Here is a 26,147-nt window from a genome sequence, read left to right as displayed (position 1 = left end):
TGATCGTCCGCGTTGTTCCAAGAGTTAGTGGGCGGCACCGAAGCGGTGCCGCCCACTAGCCGATCTGCGATTTCGAGCACTTACCGCTGGTTGTCCCAGTCACCGAAGACCGGCGGGGCCACCTTCGGCAGGTCCTCGTCGAAGACGCCCTGGTCGCCGACGAGGTAGTCGGGGGTCTCGTGCTCGAGGTCGTCCTCGCCTTCCTGACCCCGGCCGCGCGCACCCGCGCCCGCACCGGCGCCGGCACCCCCGCGACCACCGGCGCCACCAGCGCCGCCGACCCCGGAGCCGGAGGCTCCACCGAGACCACCCATGCCCGAGCGCCCACCGGCACCCATCCCGGCACCAGCACCGCGACCCCCGGCACCCGAACCGGCCCCCAGGCCACGGCCCGCGCCAGCACCGCTGCGGCCCCCGGCACCACCGGCACCACCGCGGCCACCCGCGCCCGCGCCCGTACCGGGACGACCGGCACCCAGACCGGGCGCACCGCCGGGGTAACCCGGAGTACCGGGACCACCGGGCACGCGACCAGCGCCGCTGCCGCCGGGGTTCTGCCCCGAGCCCGAGCCACCACCGGGCAGGTTCGCCCAGGCAGCACCCGTACCGGCGGAACCGCCACCGTAGGAGCCACCCGCGCCCGCACCGGACCCGGCGAGGCTGCCACCACCGGAGCCCGAACCACCGGCCCAAGCACTGGAGGTGGACGACGGAGACGAGTAACCGGAGTCCACGCCGCCGACGCTCGGAACGGAGGAGCTGCTCACGCCACCGTCAGGCTGAGCCACCGTCGGCGGCGCCTCGAAGACGGCACTGCTCGACACGTTGCTCTGCGACGTGTCCTGGTAGGTGGTGAAGGCCTGGACAGCCTCCTGCCGAAGCTGCTCGTTGTGCGCCTTCGCGTCCTCGGCGTCAGTCGAACCGGTCCAGAAGCTGTCCCAGCCCTCTTCGAACCAGTTGTCGTCCGGGACGGACTCTTCTTCGCTCTTGGCCGGGATCGAAGTCTGAACCTTCTTGAAGGCCTCGCCCTGAGCGGTCATCTGCTGCGACTGGAGCTTCGCGCTGTCCGCCGTGATCTCGGTCCACAGCACGACCGGCATGGCCTGGTCCTTCATGGCCTCACCGGACTCTGCCTGCATGAACGCACCGACGGACTTCAGCTTGTCTTCAAGCCGGGTCTTCAGATCACGCAGGTACTGGTCTTCGGAGTTCCACAAGGTGGACTGCTCGTACAGCGCCTCAGCGCCCGAACCGCCCTGGACCCAGTTGCGCATCTGCGTCAGCTGCGCACCCTCGAAGCTCGTGGGTTCAAAGTGTCTGTTGTCGGTCACCGCCTACCCCCTCAGGCATTCGGAAGATTCTGAACGACGGCCTCGGCGACCTTCTGCATGACGTCGCAGCCGTTTACCGCTTGGTCCCTCGACAAGCCGTACGCCATGACGGAGCCCTGATCTGAGACGTCGACGACGACTGTGCAGTTCCGAGCACTTACCTCGGCCTTCGCGGCCGGGTAGCCAGCAACAGTGATCGGCTGCGTGCCCGGCTTCGACTGCACGAACTGCTGGAACGTCTGCTTGGTGGTAACCGCGACGAAGGCGTTCCACCCTGCTTGCGTTCCCGCGTCGCCGGACGCGAACGTGCAGCCAGGCATGCCGTTCGACTCCCTCGCCTGCGGAGGCTGGTCCGCCCCCACGGACTGCTGCTGTTCCGGAGTCAACACGCCGCATGCGTCAGCGACCTGCAACGACTTCGCCGGGGCAGTACGGGAAGAGCTCGGCGGCGCCGGGGCCTCGGTCGGAACGCTGCTCGGAGGCTCGGGAGTGGCACCGCCACCCGAGCACCCCGCGAGCACGACGCTCGCGAAGACCGCACCGACGGTGAGCCCTTTACGCAAGATTCCTCCTAGAACACTCAAGACTTGAAGCTGAGAGAAGCCGTGTCGTCATCCGTGCGCACCTGCTGCGCACTTTGCCGCAGCGCGTTGGCCGCGTCCCTGAACACAACAGCGAGCTTCGCGTAGTTCTCCATGTACGCGTTGGGCCCACCTGCGCCGACCTGTCCGAAGGTCGTGGCAGAACCGGTGCTGACCGGGTCGCTGCCCGGAGCTGGGACCTCTGCGAGCATCGTGATGTCGGCTTCGCGGTTCTCCAGCTTTTCGGCCTCGTCGTCGAAGAAGCGAGCGAGCTCATCGACCTTGTCCGGCTGGATCCGCATCGAGCCGCCAGCGGCCTGAGCCTGCGCGTACGCCGCCTTCTCGCCGATGTTGGTGATGGTCTCGCCGATCTGACCCCAGATGTTCGGGAACGTCATGCCGCGCCTCCCTCGCTGTTCACGCTGAACTCCCCTTGTCCACGTGCCGTCGCAGTGAGGGCGACGGACATCCACTTGCCAGCGTGGCAAACGTTAGCGCACGGGTGCACGCGCGTGTAGCGAAGTTGGTCAAAACAGGAACCGGCAGACGAGTGAATTGGATCTCAGATCACCGCTAGGGGCTTCCCAACCACTTGATCTTGTGTTCAAGCCCCTACCGACCCCTATTCGCCAGCCCCCCGATCAGGAGAAGCGGCTGTCGACTCCTCGGACGAACGACAACCATGAGAGCTGGCCAAACACCAGATGCCGCCTCGCGCGGTCCTTCGAGTCACGAGCGAGCACGTCGTTCCCAGCGAAGGCGACCTCGACGCAGTTGCCGTAGTTGCGATCACGATCGGCACTTGCCCTGCGGGCGCGTAAGAGAAGCCCCACAGCCAGCGAATACAACGAGGCGAACCCAGCAGTTTCACTAATCACTCCAGGTGACGACCTCGGTTTCCCTACGCTGTCGCCATCCGCGGGGACGTCTTCAGGGGGATATCTGTGTCGAATCAGCCGGGCTGGGATCAGCAGTGGGGCCAGCAGCCACAGCAGAACTGGCCGCCGCAGCAGAACTGGGGGCAGCCACCTCAGGCACCGAAGCCAAAGAAGAAGTGGCCCCGTGTCGTCTTCGCCGTGGTCGGTGTGCTGCTGATCGCATTCTTGACCCGGCTCGGGTTCGTGATCGTCGACATGCAGTCCAAGCAGGCGGACGACGATCCGACCGCGCCAACCGCCAACGAACGGGACCCGATCCTCGCTCTCACCCAATCACCCGGCACCGGGGTTCCCGGCCACTACGGCGGAACCGCGATGTACGACGCGTGCGAATTCGTACCGATGGATGCGCTGGACAACTTGGGGCTGCCCCCAACTCCGGCGATGACCGTCGTGCACCACTACTTCGACGGCGACGTCCCACCTGGCCAGACGGTCGAAGAGGACACGCTTGCTCCGGGCATGTGCGGATACGTGTTCCCCAAGCAGACCGGCGTGACCGTCGAGGTCTTCCAACCCCCGTACACCGAACCTGATCGCATGGTGAGCTGGCAGCCGAACCCGAAGGACGGGCCGATTTCGCAAGACCGCGGCTTCAACGTGCAGAACTTCTACGACCAGGGGAACAACTGGTGGGACGTGCGCATCGCCCGTCCCGACCTGGTCGTCCGCGCAACCGTGAAGGGGCCGCGCGACACCGGAGGTGGACGCAGCGAAACCGGCCACGACGGCAAGCCCATCGCCGACGCCCTGATCCAACCGATCCTGGCCAGGGCTCTCGCCGGGCCGACCCCGCACCGCCAGTACGAATTCACCGGCCCTTACGCAGGCCAGAAGGACGCGTGCGAGGTCTTCACGCCCCAGGCCGTCGAGGCAGTGCTGCACAACCCGGTCAAGCCCCAAGCATCGGCGAGCTATCTCGCCGGAGACGCGGTCATGACGGAGTTCGACGGCTCGGTCTCCTACCGGGTCGACACCCGCTGCACCCGCAACACCCTCATCGAAGGCGGCTCCATCGGCGACGGCCACGGCGAAGCCAAGCTCTCCCTCAGCACCTGGCAGGACGCTCGGGGAGCGACCACCCGTCAAGCCTCCGTCTGCCGCGACAAGATCATGGGCACCACCCCGATCCCGCTCCAGGACCAACTCGGAGACGGCCCGGTCTGCGCCATGAACTCAGCCACGGGCACCACCAGCCTCGCCTTCAAAGTCGGCAACACGACCGCAGACCTCTCAGTCTCCGACGCAGCCCAAGACCCCCTCCAAGAAGCCCGACGACTGATGCCGTTGGCCCAACAGGTCGTGGCAGGTCTGGCGGGATGAGGCCGGTGAAGCACTCGAGGAAATCGGTCATCAAGTTCACCCGAACCTCCGTCCTCGTTGTCGGATCTGCGACGCTGCTGACGTCCTGCGCACAATCGGAGCCCGGCTACCACCACGACCCCGGCGCGTGCTCGGTCATCTCCGACCCGAGCATCGCCAGGCAACTCGGTGACGAAGCTCTGCAGTTCCCGGCCACCGCGGACGTCACGCACTCCGATACGCAGATGTCGAGCAAGTGCGAGTGGACGTCGAACTACCCGCCGGGCTGGGGGGGTCCCCGGCAAAGGCGGAAATCTCGGTGATCGTCCGAATGAAGCTGACCGACGCGGAGCCGGACCTCACCGCAGCACAGGACAGCTACCAGCTGAACAGCGAGCTCGGATCGATCCCCGACTCCCTGCCCAACGTGCTCGGAGCCGCCTCGAACCGAAGCTTCCGACCAGGCTCAGCCGACAACAGCCAAGTCGCCACCATCGACTTCATCCGCGCCAACGCCCACGTCACCGTCAGGTACGAAGGCTGGGGAAGCCACGGCTTCGGCCCGCAGTTCATCCCGCCGGATGCACAACAGGCCGCCACGTACGACTTCGCAGGGCAGGTGGCGGAGATACTCGGCACGCCGAAGTAGTGGTTGACTGCACCGCAATCTCCTGCGGCCTTGTCGTGGGAAGTTTTCATGAAAACGTCCCACCCCCGAACACACATGCTGGCCAGCTACGGCTGTGTCGGACTGGTCATGAGCATCAAGGGGAAGGCCGCAGCGTCCACTGGATCGCGGTCCAGGCCGCGCCGCCCAAAACCACTGGCAAGCCCAGAAATACCAGGAAAGAATACGTCTCCGCGTTGAACCCGATGGGTTCCCCCGAGCTTGACGCCGATGACGTCACCACCATGAGCAGCACCAACGCGTAGCTGAGCCCGGTGGTCATGAATGTGCCGCCCCAGTACACCGCGGCAACGCGCCGAAGATTGCGGCACGCGGTGACGCTGAGATACCCGGTCTTCTTCACACAAGACCGGCCCATCAGCGCATACGCACCGATCATCAGCATGAACAGAGCGGATACTCCGACCATCCCGACCACGATGAACGTCATCGGATCCTCGGACGTCGGGCCGAAAAGGGTCCACGGCATGCCGACGGCGCCGAAGAGAACCGCCAGCGGAAGCATCACCAACCCGATCAGCGTCGACCTCGTACGCACGCTGCGCAGCTTGTCGAACGGGACCAGAACGAACTGCTCAGGCGGCTGCGGAACAACCGGGATCATCAGAGCCCTTCTCGATCCGTCACTGGGGCACCGTCCGGCGCATCTGCCATCACCTTGGTCAAGGCGCATTCCGACAGTGCTGGCCAATCTACCGGTCACGGCTGGCGGGATCCTCGAGGAAGCTCACCTGACTGAGATCCTCGTCTTCTTCCTCAACACGAGGCGAGGTTTCACGCTTGGCAGGCATACCCGATTCGGCCCGCTCAGCAAGGTTACGGCGGAGCTCATCGAATTGGCGTTCACCTTCGTCGGCGAGTGCCGTCCTTTCGTCCTCGGTCATCTCCTTCATACGGTCAACTGCCTGCTGCGCCAGGGGCGCAACCGCTTGACCGAACGCCGCAGTCTGCGCCACCTCGCGAAGACTTGCTTTTCCAGCAAGCACATCGTCAACGATCCTGCGAAATTCTGGGTTGTCAACCTTTCCGCGCAGCAGCTGCAAGGAATCACGAAGGTGCTGCGAACGCGCCCGGTCACCACGGGCAATATCAAGCATTGGATCTTGATCGGGGTTCGACATGTCATGCTCCGGGGTGATCGTAAGCCCCTGCAGGCAGGGGATGGTCTTTGAAGCCGTGCAGGTTGCCCAACATGCCAGCAATGATTCCGCTGGTGCCAGTGCAGAGGTTCCAGGCCATGCCGTGGTACTTGCAGATGTCCATCCAGACTTGCACAGCTCGGGCAACCGTGAGCACCATCGCGCTGCCACCCGCGATCGCGCCGATACCAGTCCAACTGCTCGCCGCAGTGGCAGCTGCTTCGATGACGAAGCCGATCGCGAGATCGAACAGCAGCTCCAACAAGCTGACCATCGTCTTCGCAGTGGCCCACACCCCGTAGGCTGCCTGCTCGAACTGTTCACCAACCTTCTCGAGAGCCGAAATCTGGTCGCGCAACGATTTGGGCAGCTCCTCGAAGTACTTTCCAGCTGCCGATGCGGCGTTACCCTCCCAAACCTTCAACATGTCAGCACCACCGCGCTCGATCTCAGCAGCGCAGGCCTCGTGGAACTTACTCAGGTTCTTCAGCGCATCGCCAGCCTTAGCAACGGCCTCCCAATTTCCAGCGAGCTCCTTTGCTACCCACTCCGCAGGATTCACCCCAGATACCTGATCAATAAAGATGTACGCCCAGTGCCCTAGACTGAAAAAGTCCGGGAACGACAGTGCCTTGTCGATCGCATCCGGAATAGCCTGCTCGGCGACCGGGTCAACAAGCTTCGCCTTCGGTTCACTCATCGCCGGAATCCTTAACTTCTACGAGCTGGGGTAAGTTTCGTCAAGTCGACGTTCTTCGTTCGCATCAGTATCGCGATACATCTTCGCCGACTTCACCAACTCACCCGCCGATGCAGACAGAAGTTGATCCAGATGCTTCAGGTTGTCCCCAACTGCAGCTTTGGTGTCGTTGTTCGCGTTGGCGATCGTCGCGAACATCCGAGCGTCGCCATAGTCATATGAGAGGTGTTGGTTCGGTAGTCCTGTGCCGCCTTCAAATCGTCTTGCAGACCCTTCAGCAAGGACGCATACGTGTCGAGCCCTTCAGGCTGCACCCGAAACCCCATACAACTCCTCCCTCTCTCTGCGATCACGCGAGCGCAACCACGTAGGCTACCGGTCGAAGCGACGCGCCGGCACGAAACGGGAAGGACGCTATGCCACCGCAGTCCACACCTCCTGCGAAACCCACCCGACGACGCTGGCTTCGAGTGGCATGGATCGCGACCTTCACTCCGATCTGTGCAGGACTGCTCATCGCCGGTTTTGCGTTCCACTGGGCGTTCCTGCCTGCTACGGCGCTCTGGATCGCGGCCTTGGGCTGTGTTCTCCGGATGGAATCCCTTGACCACCTGACACGATCGGTAGCCGAAGCCACGCCTCGCCAACAACTGGCCAAAGCCGGTTGGCTACTGCTGGCGATCGCCCTGATCGCTGTGAGCGCAGTGGTCGTGAACGCAATCCTCGGGTGACCCCATCTCACTCGACAGGTCGAGCCAGGGGCAGTCCCTTCCCCACTAGCGTTCCAGTAGGTGGCCGAGTTCTTCCCAACGCCGTCTTCGCACGTCAGGGCCCTTCAGCGCTGCTCGGATGAACAAGAGCAGCGCGACGGTTGCCACGGCCCACGCGATGTAGTGGCCGCTGCCGTCGGAGGGGTCGGAAGTCAGCGCTGCGGCGAGGGCGAACAGGCCGACGAAGCCGTGGAGGAAGCCGAGGCCGATCTGGCGGTTGAACTGCTTGGACCAGAGCCGCTGTCGCTCGCGGGCCCAGTCGAGGTCCTTGCTCGGCGGGTCCGCTTTCGGGTCGAACGGGCCGTACGCGCTGGTCAGGACCGTTGTCTGCGGTTCGGCCAGGACCAACGTGCGTCCAGTCGCGGTTTGGGTGTTCGTGGCCACCGTCAGCCCTGCTGCTCGGACAATTCCCCTGATTTCCGGATATGAGACGGGCCCGTACTGCGACGTGTCGAGGTGATACCCGCCGTTGGGGTTCATCTCGGCGTCATGGAGGTCCGCCTGGAGTCGACGCTGAGCATCCGCCTTGCCGTTGGCACCCTGGTCTTCCCCCGGGACGAAGTGAAGCAGCCAGCCCGCTTCGCCCAGGTCATCGTCCCGGTAGTCCCAACCGCGCTCGCGCAGCAAGGCGACGATCTCGGGCTTCGGGATCTCCCGGTAGTCGAACCAGTCGATCTCGAAGGCCTGGTTTTCGCCCTGGTCCGCGGCCTGCTTGAGCCGGGTCAGCTGCCGCGCCTTGCGACGAAAACGGATTTCGCTCACGGTCAAGGTCACCTACAACTCCGTCGAGATGGTCCCGCCCCACCGGGAAACGCCGGTTTCCCCGGATCAGCTCGACGCCGAGGCCCGGCGGGTGGTTCAGGAAGCGCTGGGGACCGCCGACGACCCGGCATGACCCGAGGCCCCGATGAGTTCCTTCGGTTGGGTTGGTCTACCTCGACGTAGCTAAGGTTGGAGGGGCGCATGGCGAAGTCGGTGTTGGACATGGCGATGTCGTTGGACGGGTTCATCGCTGGGCCTGGGGATGGGCCGGGGAACGGGCTCGGTGACGGTGGTCTTCGGCTGCACGAGTGGCTCGGCGAGCCCGTCGCGGGGTATCCGCACTTCGATCCGCCGGGGGTGAGCGGGCGGGTGTTCGCCGAGGTCATGGCGACCGGGGCTGTCGTCGTCGGCCGGAAGACGTTCGACTACGCCGGGCACTGGGACGGTGATCACCACGGCGTGCCGATCTTCGTGCCCACGCGCGGCACGCCGCCCGAGCCGCAGAGCGGCTGGGTGCACTACGTCCCCGACGTCGCGACCGCGATGCGCGAGGCCAAGGCTGCCGCCGGGGACGCGAACGTGATGGTGCACGGTGCTTCCCTCGCGCAGTCGCTGCTGCGCGAAGGCCTGCTCGACGAGCTGGAGATCCACCTGATCCCGGTTGTCCTCGGTGACGGGCGACGGCTGTTCGGAACGGACCACGTCGAGTTCGAGCTGACGCGCGTGCTCGACGCGCCCGGCGTCACCCACCTGCACTACCGAGTCCTTCCCCCGGCGTGATGGGGTTCGGGCACAGTTTTCATGAAAACTTCCCCCACCCCTACCAATGCACCCGTTCGGGTGCGCTGCGGCAGGGGACAGTTCTTCCTCGAACCGTCCGCGTCAACGCGGCACGGCTTCGCCGTTGAGGACGGCGGTGACCGCGAGTTTGAGGGTGTGGGTCTCGAATCCGATGCGACCGCGGGCGCCGGGGAAGGCGCGCTCGAACGAGAGACCGTTGACGACCGTGAGCAGGAATCGCGCCTGCTGTTCGAGGTCTCCGGGGGCGAGCGCGCCCTCGTCGCGCAGCACCGCGAGCCAGCGTTCGACGCGGTCCACGGCGAGGCGCTCGATCGCGAGGAACGCGTGAGCCGAGTCCTCCGCCGGGGGTGAGGCGACGTAGGCGTCGTGGAGCGAAGTCAGGGTCCGCCGCGCCTCATCTCCCGCGCCCGTGGCCGCGAGCAGCAGCTGAAGGCACGCCTCCAGCCGTTCGGCGGGGTTCCGCGAGGTGTCCGCCATCGGATCGTCCGGGACGTCGAGCGTCTGCAGGCCCGCGACGACGGTGTCGATCAGCTCCTGCTGAGTCGGGAAGAAGTGCCTCAGCGATCCGGTGCTCACGCCCGCACGCGCTGCGACCGCGCGCACGCTGAGCCGGGCGGTCGGATCCTCACCGAGCATCGTCGCCGCGGCGATGAGGATCTTCGACCGCGTATCACCCTTGCTGGAATCATTCATGACACTTCCTCTATCACGCTGTGCTAGCGTATTCCTTGTCTGTATCACAGCGTACTAGTCGCACGTGTCCGGATCGGATCCGCCGAGCCGGAGCCGAGAGGAGCGCGACATGCCGTCCACGACTCAAGAGCCCGAGCACCTGACGTCGCGCCGAATCCCCTTGTGGAGGAGGCCTTTTCACCTCATAAGGGCGAACTTGCGCACGTACCTGATCATCAACGCCGGGGCGTACGGGCTCACGCTCGTCGGGCTCGTCCTCGGAATGCTCTTCCCCGAGCTCAACGAGACCCAAGCGGCCGCCCTGGTCGACGACGGCACGGCCGGACTGGTCACCGAGCTCGTCCACACGCCACCGCTGTTCGCGCTGGTGATCCTCGCGGTGAACGTCTTCCGCCTCAGCCTTCTCACGATCGTGGCGCCGTCGCTGGTGGCGCCCTTCGCCGGACTGGCGTTCTTCGCCTACTGGGCCGTCGAAACGGGCATCACGCTGGCACCGGTCACGCCCCAGGCGGCAGTGGCGATGATCCCCCACTCGCTGACCATCATCATCGAGCTGCAGGCCTACATCCTGCTGCTCCTCGGCAGCTTCCTGCTCGGACGAAGCTGGCTGGTACCGGGCGCGGGCACCCGCCGACAGGGCTACGTCCGGGGGCTTCGGCGCCTCGGCCTCCTAGCCCTCCCCGCGCTCGCGCTCCTGGTGGTGGGCGCGATCTGGGAGGCGTACTCGCTGCGCTACCTGGTCCACCCGCTCAGCCAATGGCTCCTGTAGTGGGCGAAGTTTTCATGAAAACTTCGCCGTCACCAGAGTCCCCCAGTTCAGGACGTCGTGAACGCTTCGGACGTGGCGTCGTGGGCGAGTTCGACGACGCTGGAGCCGTAGGTGTCGGGTTCGACGACTCGCAGGATGAGGCAGAAGCGCTTGCGCAGGCCGTAGGTTCGCATCAGGCGGGTGTGGTTGCGCTGGAGGTAGCGGGCGGCGGCTCGGTTGCTGACCGAGGTCTGGCCGCAGATCAGGAACGCCGGCTTGTCATCGCGCTCGCGCTGGATCTTGGCCAGCGCCACGTACTCCGCGCGCCCCATCTCGACCGGGAAGCGGTGCTCGCCGGCGCTGATCGTCAGGCCTTCCGGGTCGTCCTCGTGCAGGGCGTGGCGCAGGTTCGGGATCGCGGAGCGCAGGTGAGCGGCGGTGCGGTGGTTGGCGTCGGGGCCGCCGATGCAGAACTCGGCCTTGTCGGCCGCGCCCTGGTAGACGTCGTCGTGGAAGACGACCTCCGGCCTGGCCCGGCAGTCGCCGAGCACCGTCGACAGCTCCAGCAGCGCCGCCGCGTCGTTCCGGTGGACGCTGCGGTCCCGGTTCGACGAGGCGTGGCGGGGCACGACCACCAGGCACTCATCGCCTCCGGTCAGGCCGAAGAAGACCTGCATCCGCCGCAACCGGCGCCAGGCCAGCGCCTTGGTCGCCAGCCACACGGCCGAACCCGTGATCACGCTGGCGATGATGTTCAGCGAGACGTTCCACGCGTCACCCGTCACAGCACCCGCCCCCAAGATCGACTCACGGGCAGGCTATCGACCGAGAACCAACGGCAAACCGCTTTTCAGCGGATCTCAGTCACGTCGAGATCGACCAGGTAGGCCGTGAACGTCTCGCCGTCGCCGGGGAAGACCTCGTCGTCCGAAGCCTCGATGGGCTGGAGCCGCCCGGTGCGAGGTTTCGGGATCCACTCGCCCGTCCCCTCGGCCCGTTCGAAACGGCACAGGACCGCGTTGATCCCGGTCACGACGCCGGAGGTCTTGGGCACGTCCATCACTCGCCTCCCGTGGCGGAGCGCGCTGCGCACGTCGTCGGCTTCGACGCTCTCGCCCAGCTGCCCCCGGACGAAGGCGGTGGTCCTGGACGCAGGAGGGAGCAGGGCCCACTCGACCGCATCGCCGATGCGGAACGGCGCCCCGCAGCACTCCACCTCCCACGCAGCCATCCACGCTCGCACCGTCATGCGTCCCGATCCTCCCAGCCGAATCTCTGCGTGGGAATTCTGCGACGAGATCGGGCTCGTCTGATAAGCACGTGCGCATGACTCCTCCAGCTCCTCAGTCCCGGTATCCGGCGTGTGCGCTGTGCGGTGGGACCTTCGTCGGCGGGATGCGGATGACCAGCCAGTACAAGACCGGGGTCTTCCCGTTCCGAAAGCGGATGTGGGTCAATCCGCTCTCCACGTTGAGCGCTGTGGTGTGCCTGGGGTGCGGGCACACGAAGCTCTTCGCCGACGAGCTCAACCGGCTCCGCTTCGAGGCGCAGCAGCACCCCGAGATCTTTGACTGGTAACGGGTCAGGGTGCGGTCGAGGCCGCGAACCACCCGAACGCTCGACTTGTTGTCGCTGGTGATCGCGGTGACAATGCGCGGCATGAGTTACGGGCCGCAAGATCCGTACGACCGGCGGGACGCCGACCACTACGACCGCGACTACCGCGACCCCTACGAGCGACGTCGACGCCCGGGGCAGGTCGGCGACACCGTGGCGCGGATCGTGCGGATCGTCGTGTCGATCGTGGTGCTGGTGTTCGCGCTGCACGTGCTGTTCGTGGTGCTCGACGCGAACCAGGGCAACGGCTTCGTGTCGTTCATCTACACCCTCGCCCAGACCTTCGTGCTCGGCCTCGGCGACGTGTTCACCCCGGACGACGCCCTGCTCGGGGTGGTCCTCAACTACGCGCTCGCGGCGCTGATCTGGTTCATCGTCGGCCAGATCATCATCAAGATCATCCGCAGGTAGGGCGGTTTCGCGGGGATTCTCACGACTCTTCACTCCCGGGGCGGCTTCCCGTCGGCCGGGGACGGTTTTCCCTCGAATCACCCATGATCAATATCCGTTTCGCCCGGACAGTTCTCACTAGAACTGTCCGCTGCCCTCACCTCCGAGCGGGAGATCGCGAGGTCAGCGGGCGGCGACCGAGGTCGTGCCGAGGAGGCTGAGCTTCTCGGCGCTGTCGGTGCCCGGGTCGGGGTGGAAGATGACCAGCGCCTGGCCCGGGCTCCCCTCGACGCCGAGGCGTTCGCGGTTGAGGACCAGGTCGCCGACCTGCGGGTGGGCGACGCGCATCGGCGCGGCCGCGCAGACGATGACGTCGTGGCGGGCCCAGATGCTGCTGAAGCGGGGGCTGGCGAGGCTGAGCTCGCCGACGATCTCGGCGTAGCGGGGGTCGTGGGTCTCCGCGCCGACCGACTTGCGGAAGCCCGCGACCGCGCTGACCGAATCGGCCTCCCAGTCCGGGTAGAGGTCCTGCTCGGCCGGGTCCAGGAACATGTCGCGAAGGCGGTTGGTCCCCGGAACCAGACGGGGCGACAGCGCGGTGGCCAGCCGGTTGGCGGCCAGGACGTCCATGTACCTGGTCTCCACGAACGCCGGGAGCGCCAGCGATGCGAGGAGTTTCGCCGTGCTGGACCGGAGCTCCGGCATCGGCGTCCTGCGCAGCGGTTTGGTCGCCGCCAGGCGCAGCAGGTGCTCGGTCGCGGCGTCGTCGAGCCGCAGGACGCGCGCCAGCGATTCCAGGACCTGCACCGACGGGTTGCGGTCGCGGCCCTGCTCCAGGCGCAGGTAGTAGTCGGCGCTGATGCCGGCGAGCATCGCGACCTCCTCCCGGCGAAGGCCGGGCACCCGACGCACGCCGGTCACCGGAATCCCGGCCTGCTCGGGAGTGACGAGCTCGCGCCGTGCGCGCACGAACTCGCCCAGCAGGTTCTCCTCGGCCACCCCTCCAGCGTAGGCGGGCCGAGCGGGCCGTGCCTGGTCCTGCCACCCCCAGGATCGCGGGGGCTCTGGTTCTGGTCGCGCGGCGGCCCGATCGTGGTGGGCACGTCCATCCCAGGAGGCATGCATGTCCACGTTTCTGCTGGTCCACGGCGCTTGGCACACCGGTCACGCCTGGGACCGGGTGGTTCCGCTGCTGTCCGGGCACCGGGTGCTGGCCCCGACGCTGACCGGCTACGGCGAGACCGCGCACCTGCTCACGCCCGAGACCGGGGTGCGCACCCACTCCGACGACGTCGTCCGGCTGATCCTCGACGAGGACCTGCACGACGTCGTGCTCGTTGGGCACAGCTACGCCGGGCTGGTCATCTCCGACGCCGCCAACCAGGTCCCGGAGCGGATCTCGCAGCTGATCTACCTCGACGCGATGGTCCCGGAGGACGGCGAGACCGCGGCCGACGTGATGCCGCAGGCGAAGAAGGCCATCGACTTCGCGCTGCGCTCGGAGAGCGGATTCCGCGTCCCACCTCCGGTCGACGGCTTCGCCTCCGCCACCGGGGAGGGTCTGTTCGGCGTCACCGATCCCGACGACCTGGCGTGGTTGCGCTCGATGCTCTCCGACCAATCGGTCGGCGCGCTGCAGCAACCCGTGCGCCTCGACAACCCCGCCACGCGGGCGATCCCCCGCGCCCACATCCACTGCACCGACGTCCCCGAGGACTTCGACCGCCGCCCCGTTCCCTCCGTCCAGCCCAACGGTTCTCCCGCGGTCGTTCACGAGCTGCCCACCGGCCACGACTGCATGATCACCATGCCCGGCGAGGTGGCCCGGTTGCTCGTGGACCTCGCCAGGGGACGGTTTTAGTGAGAACTGTCCGGGCGAAACGGACATTGATCATGGGTGATTCGAGGAAAAACTGTCCCCTGGTGAGCCTCTCGCCGCTGCGGGAGCTCAGCCGAATCGGGGGTCGGCGTCGGGGAGGTGTCGTAGGGTCCGGGCGTGAACCAGGACTTCGAAGAGCTCTTCCGGATCTCGGAGGAGAACCGGCGGCTCGCCGCCGACATGTTCGCGTCGTTGACACCGGAGCAGTGGACGACGCCGAGCCTGTGCGCCGGGTGGACCGTGCGGGAGGTGGCGGCGCACATGCTCGCTCCGCTGGAGACCCGGCTGAACTGGCTTCGGGTGCTGCGCACCGTCGTTCGCTACCGCGGCGACCTCGACCGGTACGTCGACGAGCAGACCCGCGAGTGGGCGCAGCGCCCCACCGACGAGCTGGTGTCCGGCCTGCGCCGACTCGCGGGCAACCGGTTGAACGTGCCGATCGTCGGGCCCCACGGTCCGATGACCGACACCTGCATCCACCTGCGCGACGCGGCCAGGCCGCTCGGTCTCGACGTCAACCCGCCACCCGCCTCGTGGCGCCCGGCCCTGGACTTCCTCACCACCAGGAGCAGCGCCCGCGCCTTCCTCCCCGCCAACCGCCTCTCGGACCTCCGCCTCACCGCCGCGGACCAGGATTGGAGCTGGGGCGAAGGCGCTGAACTCCGCGGCCCGTCGGAAGCCCTCACCCTCGCCATCACCGGCCGCACCGTCGCCCTCCCCGATCTCGAAGGCCCCGGCCTCGACCTCCTCCGCAGCCGCCTCGCGCAGTGACCTGACCCGGTTCTCCGATTTCAATGGAAGTCGGTGTCCCGATTTCCATTGAAATCGGGACACCCCTCGCGTGTGCGGAGGACGTCGGGGAGCGGGCCGGTGTGGAGGATGCCGAGGCGTTGCGTCGCGCGCGTGAGGGCCACGTAGAGGTCTGCGGCTCCTCGTGGGGTTCGGAGGATCTCGGCGGGTTCGACGAGCAGGACCGCGTCGAATTCGAGGCCCTTGGTGGCCGTCGGGGTGACCGCGCCGGGGATGCCGGGTGGGCCGATGACGACGCCGGTCCCTTCGCGTTCGGACTCCTCGGACTTGAAATCCGCTATGGCGCCGCCCATTTCGGAAACCGCGACCTGGCGGCACCAGGGCTCGACGCCGTTGGAGCGGACCGAGTCCGGTGGGGTGACTCCGGGCGCGAACTCGGCGAGGAGACCTGCGGCGAGGCGCATGATCTCCGCCGGGGTCCGGTAGTTGACCGTGAGCTCGCGGTAGGCCCAGCGGCCGGGGACGTAGCGGTCCAGCATCGCTGCCCAGGTGCGGGCGCCTGCGGCTGAGCGGCGTTGGGCGAGGTCGCCGACGACCGTGAACGAGCGGCTCGGGCAGCGGCGCATCAGCACTCGCCAGTCCATTTCGGACAGCTCTTGGGCCTCGTCGACCACGACGTGGCGGTAGGTCCAGTCGCGGTCGGCGGCGGCGCGTTCGGCCAGCTCGCGGGTGTCGCGCTCGACGAAGTGCTCCGCCAGGTCCTCGGCGTGCAGCAGGTCCTGGGCGAGCAGGTGGTCCTCGTCGTCCATGAGGTCGTGGCGCTCGACCTGCAGGATCTCCAGGACCCCGGCGGCGTACTCGGCTTCCGAATCCTCCTCGGCAGCAGGCGCTTTCACCTCGCCCAGCAGGTCGACGAGCTCGTCGAGCAGCGGCACGTCCGACACCGTCCACGCCTCGCCATCACCCCGCAGCAGCGGCTCGGCGCCGACCGCGCGAAGCCGCTCCGGGGAGGTGTAGAGCTCGGCGAGCAGTTGCTGCGGGGTCAGCTCCGGCCACAGCGCGTCGATCGCCTCGCGCAGGCCGCGGTGCTCCGCCAGTTCTGCGCGCACCTCCTCCCTGACGTTCCCCCACGCCTCGTCCTCCCTGGTCAGCCAGCCGCGGGCGATGCGAGCGGTGGCGCGTTCGGTGAGCACGTAGCCGACGACGTCGACGAACACCGCGCGTGCCTCGTTGTGCGGCAGGCCGCTGTCGCGAGCCTCCTCGCGGGCCCACTCGGCGGTGGCGGCGTCGATGCGGACCGACACGTCCTCCAGCTCGATCTCCCACGGCTGCTCAGGCAGTCGCTGCCGGTCGGCGACGGCCGCGCGCAGCACGTCGAGGATCTTCAGCGAGCCCTTGAGCTCGGCGATCTCCGGCGCGTCCTCGGCGGTGACGCGCAGCCCGGGAAGCAGGTCGCCGGTGGTGGCGAACACGACGTCGGACTCCCCCAGCGACGGCAGCACGCGGCCGATGTGGTTCAGGAACTGCGGATTCGGCCCGACCACCAGCACGCCGCTGCGCTCCATCCGCTCCCGCTGCGTGTAGAGCAGGTAGGCGACGCGGTGCAGCGCGACGACGGTCTTGCCGGTGCCGGGTCCGCCCTCGATGACCAGCACGCCCGGGTGGTCGAGGCGGATGATGCGGTCCTGCTCGGCCTGGATGGTGGCGACGATGTCGCGCATCCCCTCGCCGCGCGGTGCGTTGACCGCGGCGAGAAGTGCTGCGTCACCCGCGGTTTCGCCGTCTGGCCTGCCCAGGACCTCGTCGGTGAGACCGGTGATCCGCCGACCGCGGCTGTGCAGCTGACGGCGTCGGCGCATGCCTTCGGGGTGGGCGGCGGTAGCCGTGTAGAAGGGGCGCGCCGCGGGGGCACGCCAATCCAGCAGCAGCGGCCGGTGGTCGTCATCGGCGTCGAACAGCCCGATCCGGCCGATGTAGCGGCGTTCTCCGTCGGTGGCGTCGAGGCGCCCGAAGCACAGGCCGTGGTCGGCGACGCCCAGCCGCTGGAGCTCGCGGGCCTGCGCGCGCACCTCCACGTCGCGCTCCATCGGCGACGTGGAGGTGTCGCGCAGGGCCCGCCGGTAGCGGGTGTCGACGCGGGCGCGTTCGGCGTCGAGTCGTTCGTAGAGCCCGGCCACGTGGGCGCGCTCGGACCGCAGTTCTTCCTCGTGTTGAGACACGTGCCCCTCACCAGTGATCGATTCCCCCAGCCGTGCACCGCGTTTGCGCAGGTCCCGGCACAGGTCGAGCATTGTGCGGCACGACCCGGGCCTTGCCGCAAGTCCCCCTGCCCCCTGTAAGATGAGCACGGGAAGGGACGGGTTCGCCCTTCATCGGGCAAGTTCTTCGCGCTGGTCGCCGCGATCCCCGCCTCCGATCTCCTCGTGCTGATCACGGATACTCGCCTCGCCGAACGGCGGGTTGCGTGACCTGGTGGCATGCAACGCCATGCGCCTAACCACTGAACCCTGGAAACGCGAAATTCGCTCGCCGCGTCAAAAACCGCAACATTCATCGCGCGAAAACCGCAGCATTCGTCACGCGAAAACCGGGGTTTTCGTCCGAGGGAAGGGGATCAGCCGTCGTTGTCGCGGGTCTTCTTGTCCTCGGCGCGGGGTTCGGGTTCGACCGTGACCGTGATGGGGGCCGAGCCCGGGGCGGGGAGGGCTCGGACGTCCTCGGCGACGCGGTCGGCGGCGGCCATGATCGAGCCGGCGCTGTCGGAGTCGAGGGTGCCATCGGCGACCGCCTCGGCGATGTCGCGGTGCAGGGCGACCAGGGCGGTTTCGGCGTCGAGCCGGTTGTGGGCGAGGGCGGCGGCCTTGACCTCGGCGACGCGGGCACCGAGCTGGGCGCGCACCTGCGGATCGTCACCGCATCCGACCAGCGCGAACCCGACCAGCACCACCGCGGGCAGCAGCCGGTTCATCCGCGCACCAGCCTCTCCAGGTTCTCCAGGTCGGCGGGCAGCCGGTCCGGCCCGGGGTCTCCGGAAACCGGTGGCAGCTCGGGAGTTTCGGTCGCCGAGGGCCAGAACGCCACGGCCAGCGCGAGGGCCGCGACGACCACCAGCACCCCGGCGGCGATCGGCGCCAGCGGCGGCCGCGCTGACCGCTGCTGGACCGGCATCGACTCCGTCGGCGGACGCTGCACCCGCTGCGGCGGAACCCGCGGCGGCGGGACGGGCAGGGGTGCCGGGATCGGGGCGAGAACCTCGGTGGTGCGGCCGCTGAGCAGGTCGCCGGCCTGCTCGGCGGTGATCCGGCGCGCCGGGTCGGCGGCGAGCATCGCCAGCAGCCCGCGCCGCAGCCGGGCCGGGATGCCGTAGGGGACCTGCGGCGGGCGGACCAGTCGCGCCACGGCCGCGTCCGGGCCGCCGGGGTACTCGACCCGCCCGGTCACGCACTCCAGCAGGACCAGCCCGAGCGCGTACACGTCGGCGGGAAATCCCACGTCACCACCGGAAACCTGCTCGGGCGCCATGTAGGTGGTGGTGCCGACGACCATGCCGGAGTCGGTCAGCCGACCGGCCGCGTCGGCGAGCCGCGACACCCCGAAGTCGGCGAGGAACGCGCGCCCGTCGTTGCCGATGAGGACGTTGGTGGGCTTGACGTCGCGGTGCACCACGTCGTTGCCGTGCACGTAGGCCAGCACGTCGGCGAGCTTGCCACCGACGTCGGCGACGTCCTCGGGCTGCATCGGGCCGGTCTCGGCGACGTCGGCCAGCGTGCCGCCCTCGACGAGTTCCATGATCAGGAACAGCTCGTCCTCGTCGGAGCTGAAGTCGTGCACGGTGACCAGGCCCGGGTGGCTCAGTCCCGCGAGGATCCTGGCTTCCTCGGCGAAGCGCTTGCGCCCCAGCTCATCGGTCGCCGAGCGGAACACCTTGGCAGCGACCAACCTCTGCAGTCGGGTGTCCATCGCCCGGTGCACGTCGGCCATCCCACCGCCGCCGATGCGGGAACCCAGCCGGTACCGCCCGCCCAGCAACGGAGCATCGTCGGTCATGCACCCTCCGAACTCCTCACCCGTTGACCCTATCGGGTGTCGGTCAGGGGTCCAACGACCGGATTGAGCAGGAATCATCATGCTCAACCAGATCTTTATCAGTGGGTGATTCCGGACGCGCGGATGCCGCGGCGAACTCGGCGGCCCGGGGCATGCCCAGCGCCCGGACGTGACCGCCGAGGGTTTCGAAGATCCGCAGCAGCGTCGGGTGCGTGGGGGTGAGGGTGAGCTGCGTGCCCGCCCACGGGTGCGCGCCGGCTCCCCGGAGAACATCCTGCTCACGAGCTGACCTTCCGAAGGCGAAGTTTTCATGAAAACTTCCCTCCCCCAACCGCGCGAGAGATCGGATGCACCGGCACGAGGTCGACCGAAGGTGTGGTGGTCATGCCGTATCCGGTGATTTCCGGTGTTCGGGTGTATCTCCTGAGGGGCTTCTCGCCTCTTTCAGGACATGGAACAGTCTGACTTCGCGGCGCTGTGCGACGAGCACGGGTTGTTGACCAGGAGAAACGCGGCGGCCGCCGGTGTGAAGGACCGGGATTTGCGGAGCCCGGAAATCGTGCGGGTGCTTCCCGGCGTGTACGCGTTGAGGGGGACTCGGCTGACCCATCGGCTGAAATGCCTCGCCGCTGCGAAGGGCTTGCCCCCGGAAGCAGTGCTCACCGGCCTGTCGGCGGCGACGTTGCACGGTGCTGATGGACTCGCGGACTTCCGGACGCCCGTCGATGTACTCGTGCCCCGGCCGGCCGGGCCGCATCGCAGGAAAGGTCTGGACTGCTCGGCCTCGCGCACCTACGAGTTCGAGTACGCGCCATGGAACGGGATCAACCTGGCGAACATCGATCGCTCCGCTTTCGACCTGCTCAGGAAGGGGCCGATCACGATGTCGGTGGCGCGTTGCGACGCCCTCCTGCACCAGGGACTGATCACGTCACGCGCGATCGGCGAGTTCATGCGCGGCCGGAGGGACGACGGCGTGCGCAAAGCCCGTTACCGGTTTGCGCTGCTGGACGGACGCGCGGAGTCCATCCCCGAGTCCGTGCTGCGCGTCGAACTCGCGTTGCTCGGTTTCACTCCCGTGCCGCAACACGAGGTCTGGGTCAACGGCAGGTTCCTCGCCCGGCTCGATCTGGCATTCGTCGATCAACGGGTCGCAGTGGAGTACGACGGGCAGTGGCACGGAGACCACGCGCAGATCAAGAGGGACCGCGCTCGACGCGCTCGCCTCACCGAGGCCGGGTGGACGGTGATCGTCGTGACCCACGACCAACTCCAGCACTCACTCCACTCGGTCATCGACCGAATCCGAAGCTCTCTCTGAACACGGGACAGTTTTCATGAAAACCTCACCTCTACTACGTGGACGAAGTTTTCATGAAAACTTCCCTCCTCCACCATGAAACACGACTCTGGAAACATCTGTTTCAAGTTCACGGATTCGCGTGTTCACCAGGTGTTTTGAGCGGCTCGGGGGTTGGTGTTGGGGAAGTTTTCATGAAAACGTTCCGTTTGTTGAGTGGGGGAAGTTTTCATGAAAACTTCGTCCCGACCCACCATGGGACGGGAGGGTTGGGATTCGTTCAAGGGTTGGGGTGGAGGTGCGAAACGGGGGCGTCCTCTTGGTGAGGACGCCCCCGATCGGACCGGACCCGAGGGTCAGAGGTGGAGCTGGTGGTCGATGTCCTCGGCGAGGCGGGCGTGGGTGTCCCGGAGGGACTTCACGCCGGGGCCGTGGCGGAGGACGTCTCGCGACGTCGTCGGGAGGACGTGCGGCAGCGCTCGGCCGAAGACGGCTTTCAGGTCTTCGAGCGTGGCGCCCTGAGCTCCGAGACCCGGGGCGAGGATGGGCCCGTTGAGGTCGGAGAAGTCGAGCTCTCCCGCCGGGATGGTGGCTCCGGCCACCACGCCGACGTGCCCCATCGGGGTCTTGCCCAGGTTGGTCTCGGCGGCCGAGTCCACGATGTACTGGCCGACCGTGTCGCCGCTGCCGTGGACCGACTGCTGCAGGCCCACGCCCTCCGGGTTCGACGTGCGGGCCAGCACGAACACGCCCTTGCCGTTCTGCTCGGCCATGCCGATGGCCGGGGCCAGCGAACCGTAGCCGAGGTACGGCGAGACCGTGATCGCGTCGGCGGCCAGCGGGGCGTGCTCGTCGAGGTACGCCATCGCGTAGGCCGTCATCGTCGAGCCGATGTCGCCGCGCTTGACGTCCAGCAGCACCATCGCACCGGCCTGCTGCGACTCGGCGATCACCTTCTCCAGCACCGCGACACCGGCCGACCCGTAGGACTCGAAGAACGCCGACTGCGGCTTGAGCAGCGCCACCCGGTCGGCCAGCGCCTCCACCACCGTCATCGCGAAGCGCTCCAGCGCCTGCGGGCTCTCCCCCAGCTGCCACGCGTGCAGCAGCGACGGGTGCGGGTCGATGCCCACGCACAGCGGCCCGCGCCGGCTCACCGCGTCGGTGAGCCGGGCGCCGAACCCCGCGCGCAGCGGCGCGTCAGCCATCGTCACTCACCGTCCTGCCGCAGCGCGGCCTGCAGCGCCTGCAGCGGCCGGACGCCGATGTTGCCGCCGATCGCGGCCTCGATGCCCTGCACGGCCGCCGCCGCACCCTGCACGGTGGTGATGCACGGGACGTCGCGGGAGACCGCGGCCGTGCGGATCTCGTAGCCGTCGACCCGCGGACCCGGGTTGCCGTACGGGGTGTTGATGATCATGTCGACCTCGCCCGCCTTGATCAGGTCGACGACGTCGCGATCGCCCTCGACCGACTCGGTGTGCTTGGCGACCACGGTGGAGGTGATGCCGTTGCGGCGCAACACCTCGGCCGTGCCCTCGGTCGCGAGGATCTCGAACCCGAGGTCGGCCAGCCGCTTCACCGGGAACACCAGCGAGCGCTTGTCCCGGTTGGCGACCGAGACGAACACCTTGCCGGAGGTCGGCAGCGAGCCGTAGGCACCGGCCTGCGACTTGGCGAACGCCTGGCCGAACGAGGTGTCGATGCCCATGACCTCGCCGGTCGACTTCATCTCCGGCCCGAGCAGCGAGTCCACCCCGGCACCCTCGCGGGTGCGGAAGCGGTGGAACGGCAGGACCGCCTCCTTGACCGCCACCGGCGCGTCGACCGGCAGGTCCGCGCCGTCGCCCTCGGCGGGCAGCATGCCCTCGGAGCGCAGCTCGGAGATCTTGGCGCCCAACATGATTCGCGCGGCGGCCTTGGCCAGCGGCGCGGCCGTGGCCTTCGAGACGAACGGCACCGTCCGGGAGGCGCGCGGGTTGGCCTCCAGCACGTAGAGCACGTCGTCCTTGAGCGCGTACTGCACGTTGAGCAGGCCGTGCACGCCCACACCGCGCGCGATGGCCTCGGTGGAGCGGCGCACCATCTCGATGTCCTGGCGCCCCAGGGTGATCGGCGGCAGCGCGCACGCCGAGTCGCCGGAGTGGATGCCGGCCTCCTCGATGTGCTCCATCACGCCGCCCAGGTAGATCTCGGTGCCGTCGCACAGCGCGTCCACGTCGATCTCGATGGCGTCGTCGAGGAACTTGTCCACCAGCACCGGGTGCTCCGGGGTGACCTCGGTGGCGCGGGCGATGTAGTTCTCCAGCGACGCCTCGTCGTAGACGATCTCCATGCCGCGACCGCCCAGCACGTAGGACGGGCGCACCAGCACCGGGTAGCCGATGTCGTCGGCGATGCGCTTGGCGCCCTCGAACGAGGTCGCCGTGCCGTACTGCGGCGCGGGAAGACCGGCCGCGACCAGCACGTCGCCGAAGGCACCGCGCTCCTCGGCGAGGTGGATGGCCTCCGGCGGGGTGCCCACGACCGGCACGCCCGCGTCGGCCAGCCGCTGCGCCAGGCCCAGCGGGGTCTGGCCGCCCAGCTGCACGATCACGCCGGCGACGGTGCCGGAGTTCTGCTCGGAGTGCACGACCTCCAGGACGTCCTCGAAGGTCAGCGGCTCGAAGTACAGCCGGTCCGAGGTGTCGTAGTCGGTGGAGACGGTCTCCGGGTTGCAGTTGACCATCACCGTCTCGTACCCGGCGGCCCGCAGCGCCATCGCCGCGTGCACGCACGAGTAGTCGAACTCGATGCCCTGGCCGATGCGGTTCGGGCCCGAGCCGAGGATGATCACCTTCGGCTTGTCGCGCTGCTCGGCGACCTCCGATTCCGCCGCGGGGTCGGACTCGTAGGCCGAGTAGTGGTACGGCGTGTTCGCCGCGAACTCGGCGGCGCAGGTGTCGACGGTCTTGTAGACCGGGCGCACGCCGAGCCGGTGGCGCAGCGCGCGCACGCCGTCCTCACCGGCCAGTTCCGGCCGCAGCGCGGCGATCTGGCGGTCCGACAGGCCCGCCCGCTTGGCCACCCGCAGCAGCGTCGCGTCCAGCACCGGGGCGTCGACGATCTCGCGCCGCAGCTCCACCCACGCCGCGATCTGGTCGACGAACCACGGGTCGATTCCCGAGGCCTCGTGCACCTGCTCGACGGTGGCGCCGAAGCGCAGCGCCCGCTCGACGGTGTAGATCCGGCCGTCGTGGGCGGTGCGCAGATCGTCCAGAGCGGACTGCAGCGTGGCCTCTTCGGGATCCGGCCTGGTCCAGAACCCGACCGACTTCGTCTCCATCGACCGCAGGGCCTTGCCCATCGCCTCGGAGAAGCTGCGGCCCACGGCCATCGCCTCGCCGACGCTCTTCATCGTCGTGGTCAGCTCGGTGTCGGCGCCCGGGAACTTCTCGAAGGCGAACCGCGGCACCTTGACGACCACGTAGTCCAGCGTGGGCTCGAACGACGCCGGGGTCTCGCCGGTGATGTCGTTCTGGATCTCGTCGAGCGTGTAGCCCACGGCCAGCTTCGCGGCGATCTTGGCGATCGGGAAACCGGTCGCCTTCGACGCCAGCGCCGAGGACCGCGAAACGCGCGGGTTCATCTCGATGACGACCATGCGGCCGGTCGTGGGGTTGATGGCGAACTGGATGTTGCAGCCGCCGGTGTCCACCCCGACCTCGCGCAGCACCGCGATGCCGACGTTGCGCATGTGCTGGAACTCGCGGTCGGTCAACGTCATCGACGGCGCCACGGTCACCGAGTCACCGGTGTGCACGCCCATCGGGTCGACGTTCTCGATGGAGCAGATGACCACCACGTTGTCGGCGTGGTCGCGCATCAGCTCCAGCTCGTACTCCTTCCAGCCGAGCACGCTCTCCTCGATGAGCACCTCGTGCACCGGGGACTCGGCGAGGCCGAACGAGGCCATCCGCTCCAGGTCCTCCTCGGTGTGCGCCATGCCCGAGCCCAGGCCGCCCATGGTGAAGCTGGGCCGGATGACGACCGGCAGACCCGAGGTCTCGACGAACGAACGCACGTCGTCCATCGACTTGCACACCTTCGACGAGGGCACCTCGCCGCCGACCGAGCGCACGATGTCCTTGAACATCTGCCGGTCCTCGCCGCGCTGGATCGCGTCGACGTCGGCACCGATGAGCTCCACGCCGTACTTCTCCAGCACGCCGCGGTCGTGCAGCGCGATCGCCGTGTTCAGCGCGGTCTGCCCGCCCAGCGTCGCCAGGATCGCGTCCGGGCGCTCGGCGTCGATGACCTTCTCGACGAACTCCGGCGTGATCGGCTCGATGTAGGTGGCGTCGGCGAACTCGGGGTCGGTCATGATCGTCGCCGGGTTGGAGTTCACCAGCGAGACGCGGATGCCCTCCTCCCGCAGCACCCGGCAGGCCTGGGTGCCGGAGTAGTCGAACTCGCACGCCTGCCCGATGACGATCGGACCGGAACCGATCACCAGAACGTGCTTGATATCAGTCCTCTTCGGCATTACCGAGCCTCGCTCATCAGGTCAACGAACTTGTCGAACAGGGGCGCGGCGTCGTGCGGACCCGCTGCCGCCTCGGGGTGGTACTGGACGGAGAAGGCCGGGCCGCTGAGCAGCCGCAGACCCTCGACGGCACCGTCGTTGGCGCAGTGGTGCGAGACGATCGCGCGGCCGAAGTCGGTGTCGAACTCCTCGCCCGGCTCGCCCTCCACGGCGAACCCGTGGTTCTGCGCGGTGATCGCGACCTTGCCGGTCTCCTGGTCGATGACCGGGATGTTGATGCCGCGGTGGCCGTACTGCAGCTTGTAGGTGCCGCGGCCCAGCGCGCGGCCGAGCACCTGGTTGCCGAAGCAGATGCCGAACAGCGGCAGCTTGCGGTCCAGGGCCTGGCGGGTCAGCTCGACCTGCGCGTCGGTGGTCGCCGGGTCACCGGGACCGTTGGACAGGAACAGCCCGTCCGGCGCGATCTCCAGGATCTCGTCCATCGTGGACGCCAGCGGCATCACGTGGATCTCGATGCCCCGCTGGGCCATCATCCGCGGCGTGTTCGCCTTGATGCCCATGTCCAGGGCCGCGACCCTGAACCGCTGCTGGCCCTCGGCGGGGATCACGTAGGTCTCACCGGTGGTGACGTCGCCCGCCAGGGACGCGCCGACCATGCCCGAGGAGTCCTTCACCGCGGCCACCATCTGCTCGTCGGAGCCCAGCTCCGGACCCGAGAAGATGCCGCCGCGCATCGCGCCCAGCTCCCGCACGTGGCGGGTCAGGGTGCGGGTGTCGATCCCGGAGATGCCGACGACGCCCTGCTCGGTCAGCTCGTCGTCGAGGCTGCGGGTGGAGCGCCAGTTCGACGCCCGGCGGGCGGGCTCGCGCACGGCGTAGCCGGCGACCCAGATCTTGTCGGACTCGTCGTCCTCGTCGTTCCAGCCGGTGTTGCCGATCTGCGGAGCCGTCTGCACCACGATCTGGCGGTGGTAGGACGGGTCGGTCAGCGTCTCCTGGTAGCCGGTCATGCCGGTGGTGAACACGACCTCACCGAGGGTGCGGCCCACCTTGCCGTAGGCCTCCCCGCGGAAGATCCGGCCGTCCTCCAGCACCAGCGCGGCCGGGGTGTGCGCGGTCATTTGTCCTCCTGTGCTGGTGTGGGGGTACCCCACACCCCGGTCGGTCGGATGAACAGCTTCGCGAT

General features: G+C 67.9%; 29 protein-coding genes. 10 read left to right on the top strand and 19 right to left on the bottom strand.

Annotated features, from left to right (window positions below; genetic code table 11):
- Positions 1-80: 80 nt before the first annotated feature.
- The 4 genes from REH65_RS26880 to REH65_RS26865 form a co-directional block, all read right to left on the bottom strand.
- The gene (locus REH65_RS26880; protein ID WP_406689627.1) at positions 81-1,331 is read right to left on the bottom strand and encodes a hypothetical protein; all 1,251 of its coding nucleotides are present in this window, start codon (positions 1,329-1,331) and stop codon (positions 81-83) included.
- Between the two features lie 11 nt (positions 1,332-1,342).
- On the bottom strand, positions 1,343-1,894 hold the full coding sequence (locus REH65_RS26875; protein ID WP_281453755.1) for a DUF3558 domain-containing protein: 552 nt from the start codon (positions 1,892-1,894) through the stop codon (positions 1,343-1,345).
- Between the two features lie 17 nt (positions 1,895-1,911).
- Positions 1,912-2,310, bottom strand: a complete 399-nt coding sequence (locus tag REH65_RS26870) for a PE domain-containing protein (RefSeq protein WP_281453756.1) — start codon at positions 2,308-2,310, stop codon at positions 1,912-1,914.
- A 243-nt stretch (positions 2,311-2,553) separates the two neighbouring features.
- On the bottom strand, positions 2,554-2,745 hold the full coding sequence (locus tag REH65_RS26865) for a DUF397 domain-containing protein (RefSeq protein ID WP_406693251.1): 192 nt from the start codon (positions 2,743-2,745) through the stop codon (positions 2,554-2,556).
- Between the two features lie 111 nt (positions 2,746-2,856).
- On the opposite strand from REH65_RS26865, the gene REH65_RS26860 reads away from it, so the two are divergent.
- Positions 2,857-4,173, top strand: a complete 1,317-nt coding sequence (locus tag REH65_RS26860) for a hypothetical protein (RefSeq protein WP_406689626.1) — start codon at positions 2,857-2,859, stop codon at positions 4,171-4,173.
- A gap of 241 nt (positions 4,174-4,414) precedes the next feature.
- On the top strand, positions 4,415-4,801 hold the full coding sequence (locus tag REH65_RS26855; RefSeq protein WP_406689625.1) for a hypothetical protein: 387 nt from the start codon (positions 4,415-4,417) through the stop codon (positions 4,799-4,801).
- 115 nt (positions 4,802-4,916) lie between these two features.
- On the opposite strand, the gene REH65_RS26850 is transcribed toward REH65_RS26855, so the two are convergent.
- From REH65_RS26850 to REH65_RS26835, 4 genes are all read right to left on the bottom strand, one after another.
- Positions 4,917-5,444, bottom strand: a complete 528-nt coding sequence (locus tag REH65_RS26850; protein ID WP_406689624.1) for a hypothetical protein — start codon at positions 5,442-5,444, stop codon at positions 4,917-4,919.
- Positions 5,445-5,532: 88 nt separating this feature from the next.
- Positions 5,533-5,961: a hypothetical protein gene (locus REH65_RS26845; protein WP_406689623.1), complete on the bottom strand. Its 429-nt coding sequence runs from the start codon at positions 5,959-5,961 to the stop codon at positions 5,533-5,535.
- A gap of 1 nt (position 5,962) precedes the next feature.
- Positions 5,963-6,679 (bottom strand): hypothetical protein, encoded by a 717-nt coding sequence (locus tag REH65_RS26840; protein WP_406689622.1) that lies wholly within the window; start codon positions 6,677-6,679, stop codon positions 5,963-5,965.
- Between the two features lie 18 nt (positions 6,680-6,697).
- The gene (locus REH65_RS26835) at positions 6,698-6,877 is read right to left on the bottom strand and encodes a hypothetical protein (protein ID WP_406689621.1); all 180 of its coding nucleotides are present in this window, start codon (positions 6,875-6,877) and stop codon (positions 6,698-6,700) included.
- Between the two features lie 272 nt (positions 6,878-7,149).
- Here REH65_RS26835 and REH65_RS26830 point away from each other — a divergent pair, with 272 nt between their 5' ends.
- A complete protein-coding gene (locus tag REH65_RS26830) occupies positions 7,150-7,410 on the top strand; it encodes a hypothetical protein (protein WP_406689620.1) in 261 nt (86 codons plus the stop codon).
- A gap of 45 nt (positions 7,411-7,455) precedes the next feature.
- On the opposite strand, the gene REH65_RS26825 is transcribed toward REH65_RS26830, so the two are convergent.
- Positions 7,456-8,223 carry a hypothetical protein gene (locus REH65_RS26825; RefSeq protein WP_406689619.1) on the bottom strand — a complete coding sequence of 256 codons (768 nt, stop codon included), beginning with the start codon at positions 8,221-8,223 and terminating at the stop codon, positions 7,456-7,458.
- A gap of 189 nt (positions 8,224-8,412) precedes the next feature.
- On the opposite strand from REH65_RS26825, the gene REH65_RS26820 reads away from it, so the two are divergent.
- Complete coding sequence (locus REH65_RS26820) at positions 8,413-8,991, top strand: dihydrofolate reductase family protein (protein ID WP_406689618.1); 579 nt, start codon at positions 8,413-8,415, stop codon at positions 8,989-8,991.
- 102 nt (positions 8,992-9,093) lie between these two features.
- Here REH65_RS26820 and REH65_RS26815 read toward each other — a convergent pair whose 3' ends face one another.
- Positions 9,094-9,705: a TetR/AcrR family transcriptional regulator gene (locus REH65_RS26815; protein WP_406689617.1), complete on the bottom strand. Its 612-nt coding sequence runs from the start codon at positions 9,703-9,705 to the stop codon at positions 9,094-9,096.
- A gap of 196 nt (positions 9,706-9,901) precedes the next feature.
- On the opposite strand from REH65_RS26815, the gene REH65_RS26810 reads away from it, so the two are divergent.
- Complete coding sequence (locus REH65_RS26810) at positions 9,902-10,474, top strand: stage II sporulation protein M (protein ID WP_406689616.1); 573 nt, start codon at positions 9,902-9,904, stop codon at positions 10,472-10,474.
- 47 nt (positions 10,475-10,521) lie between these two features.
- Here REH65_RS26810 and REH65_RS26805 read toward each other — a convergent pair whose 3' ends face one another.
- A complete protein-coding gene (locus REH65_RS26805) occupies positions 10,522-11,238 on the bottom strand; it encodes a hypothetical protein (protein WP_406689615.1) in 717 nt (238 codons plus the stop codon).
- Between the two features lie 65 nt (positions 11,239-11,303).
- Positions 11,304-11,702 (bottom strand): DUF6578 domain-containing protein, encoded by a 399-nt coding sequence (locus tag REH65_RS26800; RefSeq protein ID WP_406689614.1) that lies wholly within the window; start codon positions 11,700-11,702, stop codon positions 11,304-11,306.
- A 152-nt stretch (positions 11,703-11,854) separates the two neighbouring features.
- On the opposite strand from REH65_RS26800, the gene REH65_RS26795 reads away from it, so the two are divergent.
- A complete protein-coding gene (locus tag REH65_RS26795; RefSeq protein WP_406689613.1) occupies positions 11,855-12,031 on the top strand; it encodes a hypothetical protein in 177 nt (58 codons plus the stop codon).
- A gap of 81 nt (positions 12,032-12,112) precedes the next feature.
- Positions 12,113-12,481, top strand: a complete 369-nt coding sequence (locus REH65_RS26790) for a hypothetical protein (RefSeq protein WP_406689612.1) — start codon at positions 12,113-12,115, stop codon at positions 12,479-12,481.
- A 162-nt stretch (positions 12,482-12,643) separates the two neighbouring features.
- On the opposite strand, the gene REH65_RS26785 is transcribed toward REH65_RS26790, so the two are convergent.
- Positions 12,644-13,459 (bottom strand): helix-turn-helix transcriptional regulator, encoded by an 816-nt coding sequence (locus REH65_RS26785; RefSeq protein ID WP_406689611.1) that lies wholly within the window; start codon positions 13,457-13,459, stop codon positions 12,644-12,646.
- A gap of 124 nt (positions 13,460-13,583) precedes the next feature.
- Between REH65_RS26785 and REH65_RS26780 the strand changes: the two genes are divergently transcribed.
- Both REH65_RS26780 and REH65_RS26775 read left to right on the top strand, forming a co-directional pair.
- Positions 13,584-14,321 carry an alpha/beta fold hydrolase gene (locus REH65_RS26780; protein WP_406689610.1) on the top strand — a complete coding sequence of 246 codons (738 nt, stop codon included), beginning with the start codon at positions 13,584-13,586 and terminating at the stop codon, positions 14,319-14,321.
- 135 nt (positions 14,322-14,456) lie between these two features.
- Positions 14,457-15,110, top strand: coding sequence for a maleylpyruvate isomerase family mycothiol-dependent enzyme (locus REH65_RS26775; protein WP_406689609.1), 654 nt, complete (start codon positions 14,457-14,459; stop codon positions 15,108-15,110).
- A 20-nt stretch (positions 15,111-15,130) separates the two neighbouring features.
- Here the strand turns inward: REH65_RS26775 and helR are convergent, their stop codons facing one another.
- The 3 genes from helR to REH65_RS26760 form a co-directional block, all read right to left on the bottom strand.
- Positions 15,131-17,308, bottom strand: coding sequence for an RNA polymerase recycling motor ATPase HelR (gene helR / locus REH65_RS26770; RefSeq protein ID WP_406689608.1), 2,178 nt, complete (start codon positions 17,306-17,308; stop codon positions 15,131-15,133).
- Positions 17,309-17,703: 395 nt separating this feature from the next.
- The gene (locus REH65_RS26765; protein WP_281453777.1) at positions 17,704-18,057 is read right to left on the bottom strand and encodes a hypothetical protein; all 354 of its coding nucleotides are present in this window, start codon (positions 18,055-18,057) and stop codon (positions 17,704-17,706) included.
- Positions 18,054-19,136 carry a serine/threonine-protein kinase gene (locus REH65_RS26760; protein WP_406689607.1) on the bottom strand — a complete coding sequence of 361 codons (1,083 nt, stop codon included), beginning with the start codon at positions 19,134-19,136 and terminating at the stop codon, positions 18,054-18,056. Before REH65_RS26760 ends, REH65_RS26765 begins: the two co-directional genes overlap by 4 nt.
- Before the next feature lie 451 nt (positions 19,137-19,587).
- Here REH65_RS26760 and REH65_RS26755 point away from each other — a divergent pair, with 451 nt between their 5' ends.
- On the top strand, positions 19,588-20,457 hold the full coding sequence (locus REH65_RS26755; protein WP_406689606.1) for a DUF559 domain-containing protein: 870 nt from the start codon (positions 19,588-19,590) through the stop codon (positions 20,455-20,457).
- 335 nt (positions 20,458-20,792) lie between these two features.
- Here REH65_RS26755 and pyrF read toward each other — a convergent pair whose 3' ends face one another.
- Genes pyrF through carA form a run of 3 tightly spaced genes read right to left on the bottom strand, consistent with a single transcriptional unit; the run spans position 20,793 to position 26,082 of the window.
- A complete protein-coding gene (gene pyrF, locus REH65_RS26750; protein ID WP_406689605.1) occupies positions 20,793-21,644 on the bottom strand; it encodes an orotidine-5'-phosphate decarboxylase in 852 nt (283 codons plus the stop codon).
- Between the two features lie 2 nt (positions 21,645-21,646).
- Positions 21,647-24,961 carry a carbamoyl-phosphate synthase large subunit gene (gene carB / locus REH65_RS26745; protein WP_406689604.1) on the bottom strand — a complete coding sequence of 1,105 codons (3,315 nt, stop codon included), beginning with the start codon at positions 24,959-24,961 and terminating at the stop codon, positions 21,647-21,649.
- Positions 24,961-26,082, bottom strand: a complete 1,122-nt coding sequence (carA, locus tag REH65_RS26740) for a glutamine-hydrolyzing carbamoyl-phosphate synthase small subunit (protein ID WP_406689603.1) — start codon at positions 26,080-26,082, stop codon at positions 24,961-24,963. The genes carB and carA overlap by 1 nt, the downstream gene beginning before the upstream one ends.
- Positions 26,083-26,147 lie beyond the last annotated feature (65 nt).

Origin of the sequence: Saccharopolyspora sp. ID03-671 (assembly GCF_045278815.1) — a bacterium.
GTDB classification, from domain to species: domain Bacteria; phylum Actinomycetota; class Actinomycetes; order Mycobacteriales; family Pseudonocardiaceae; genus Saccharopolyspora; species Saccharopolyspora ipomoeae.
This window is presented reverse-complemented; position numbering and strand designations above follow the sequence as displayed.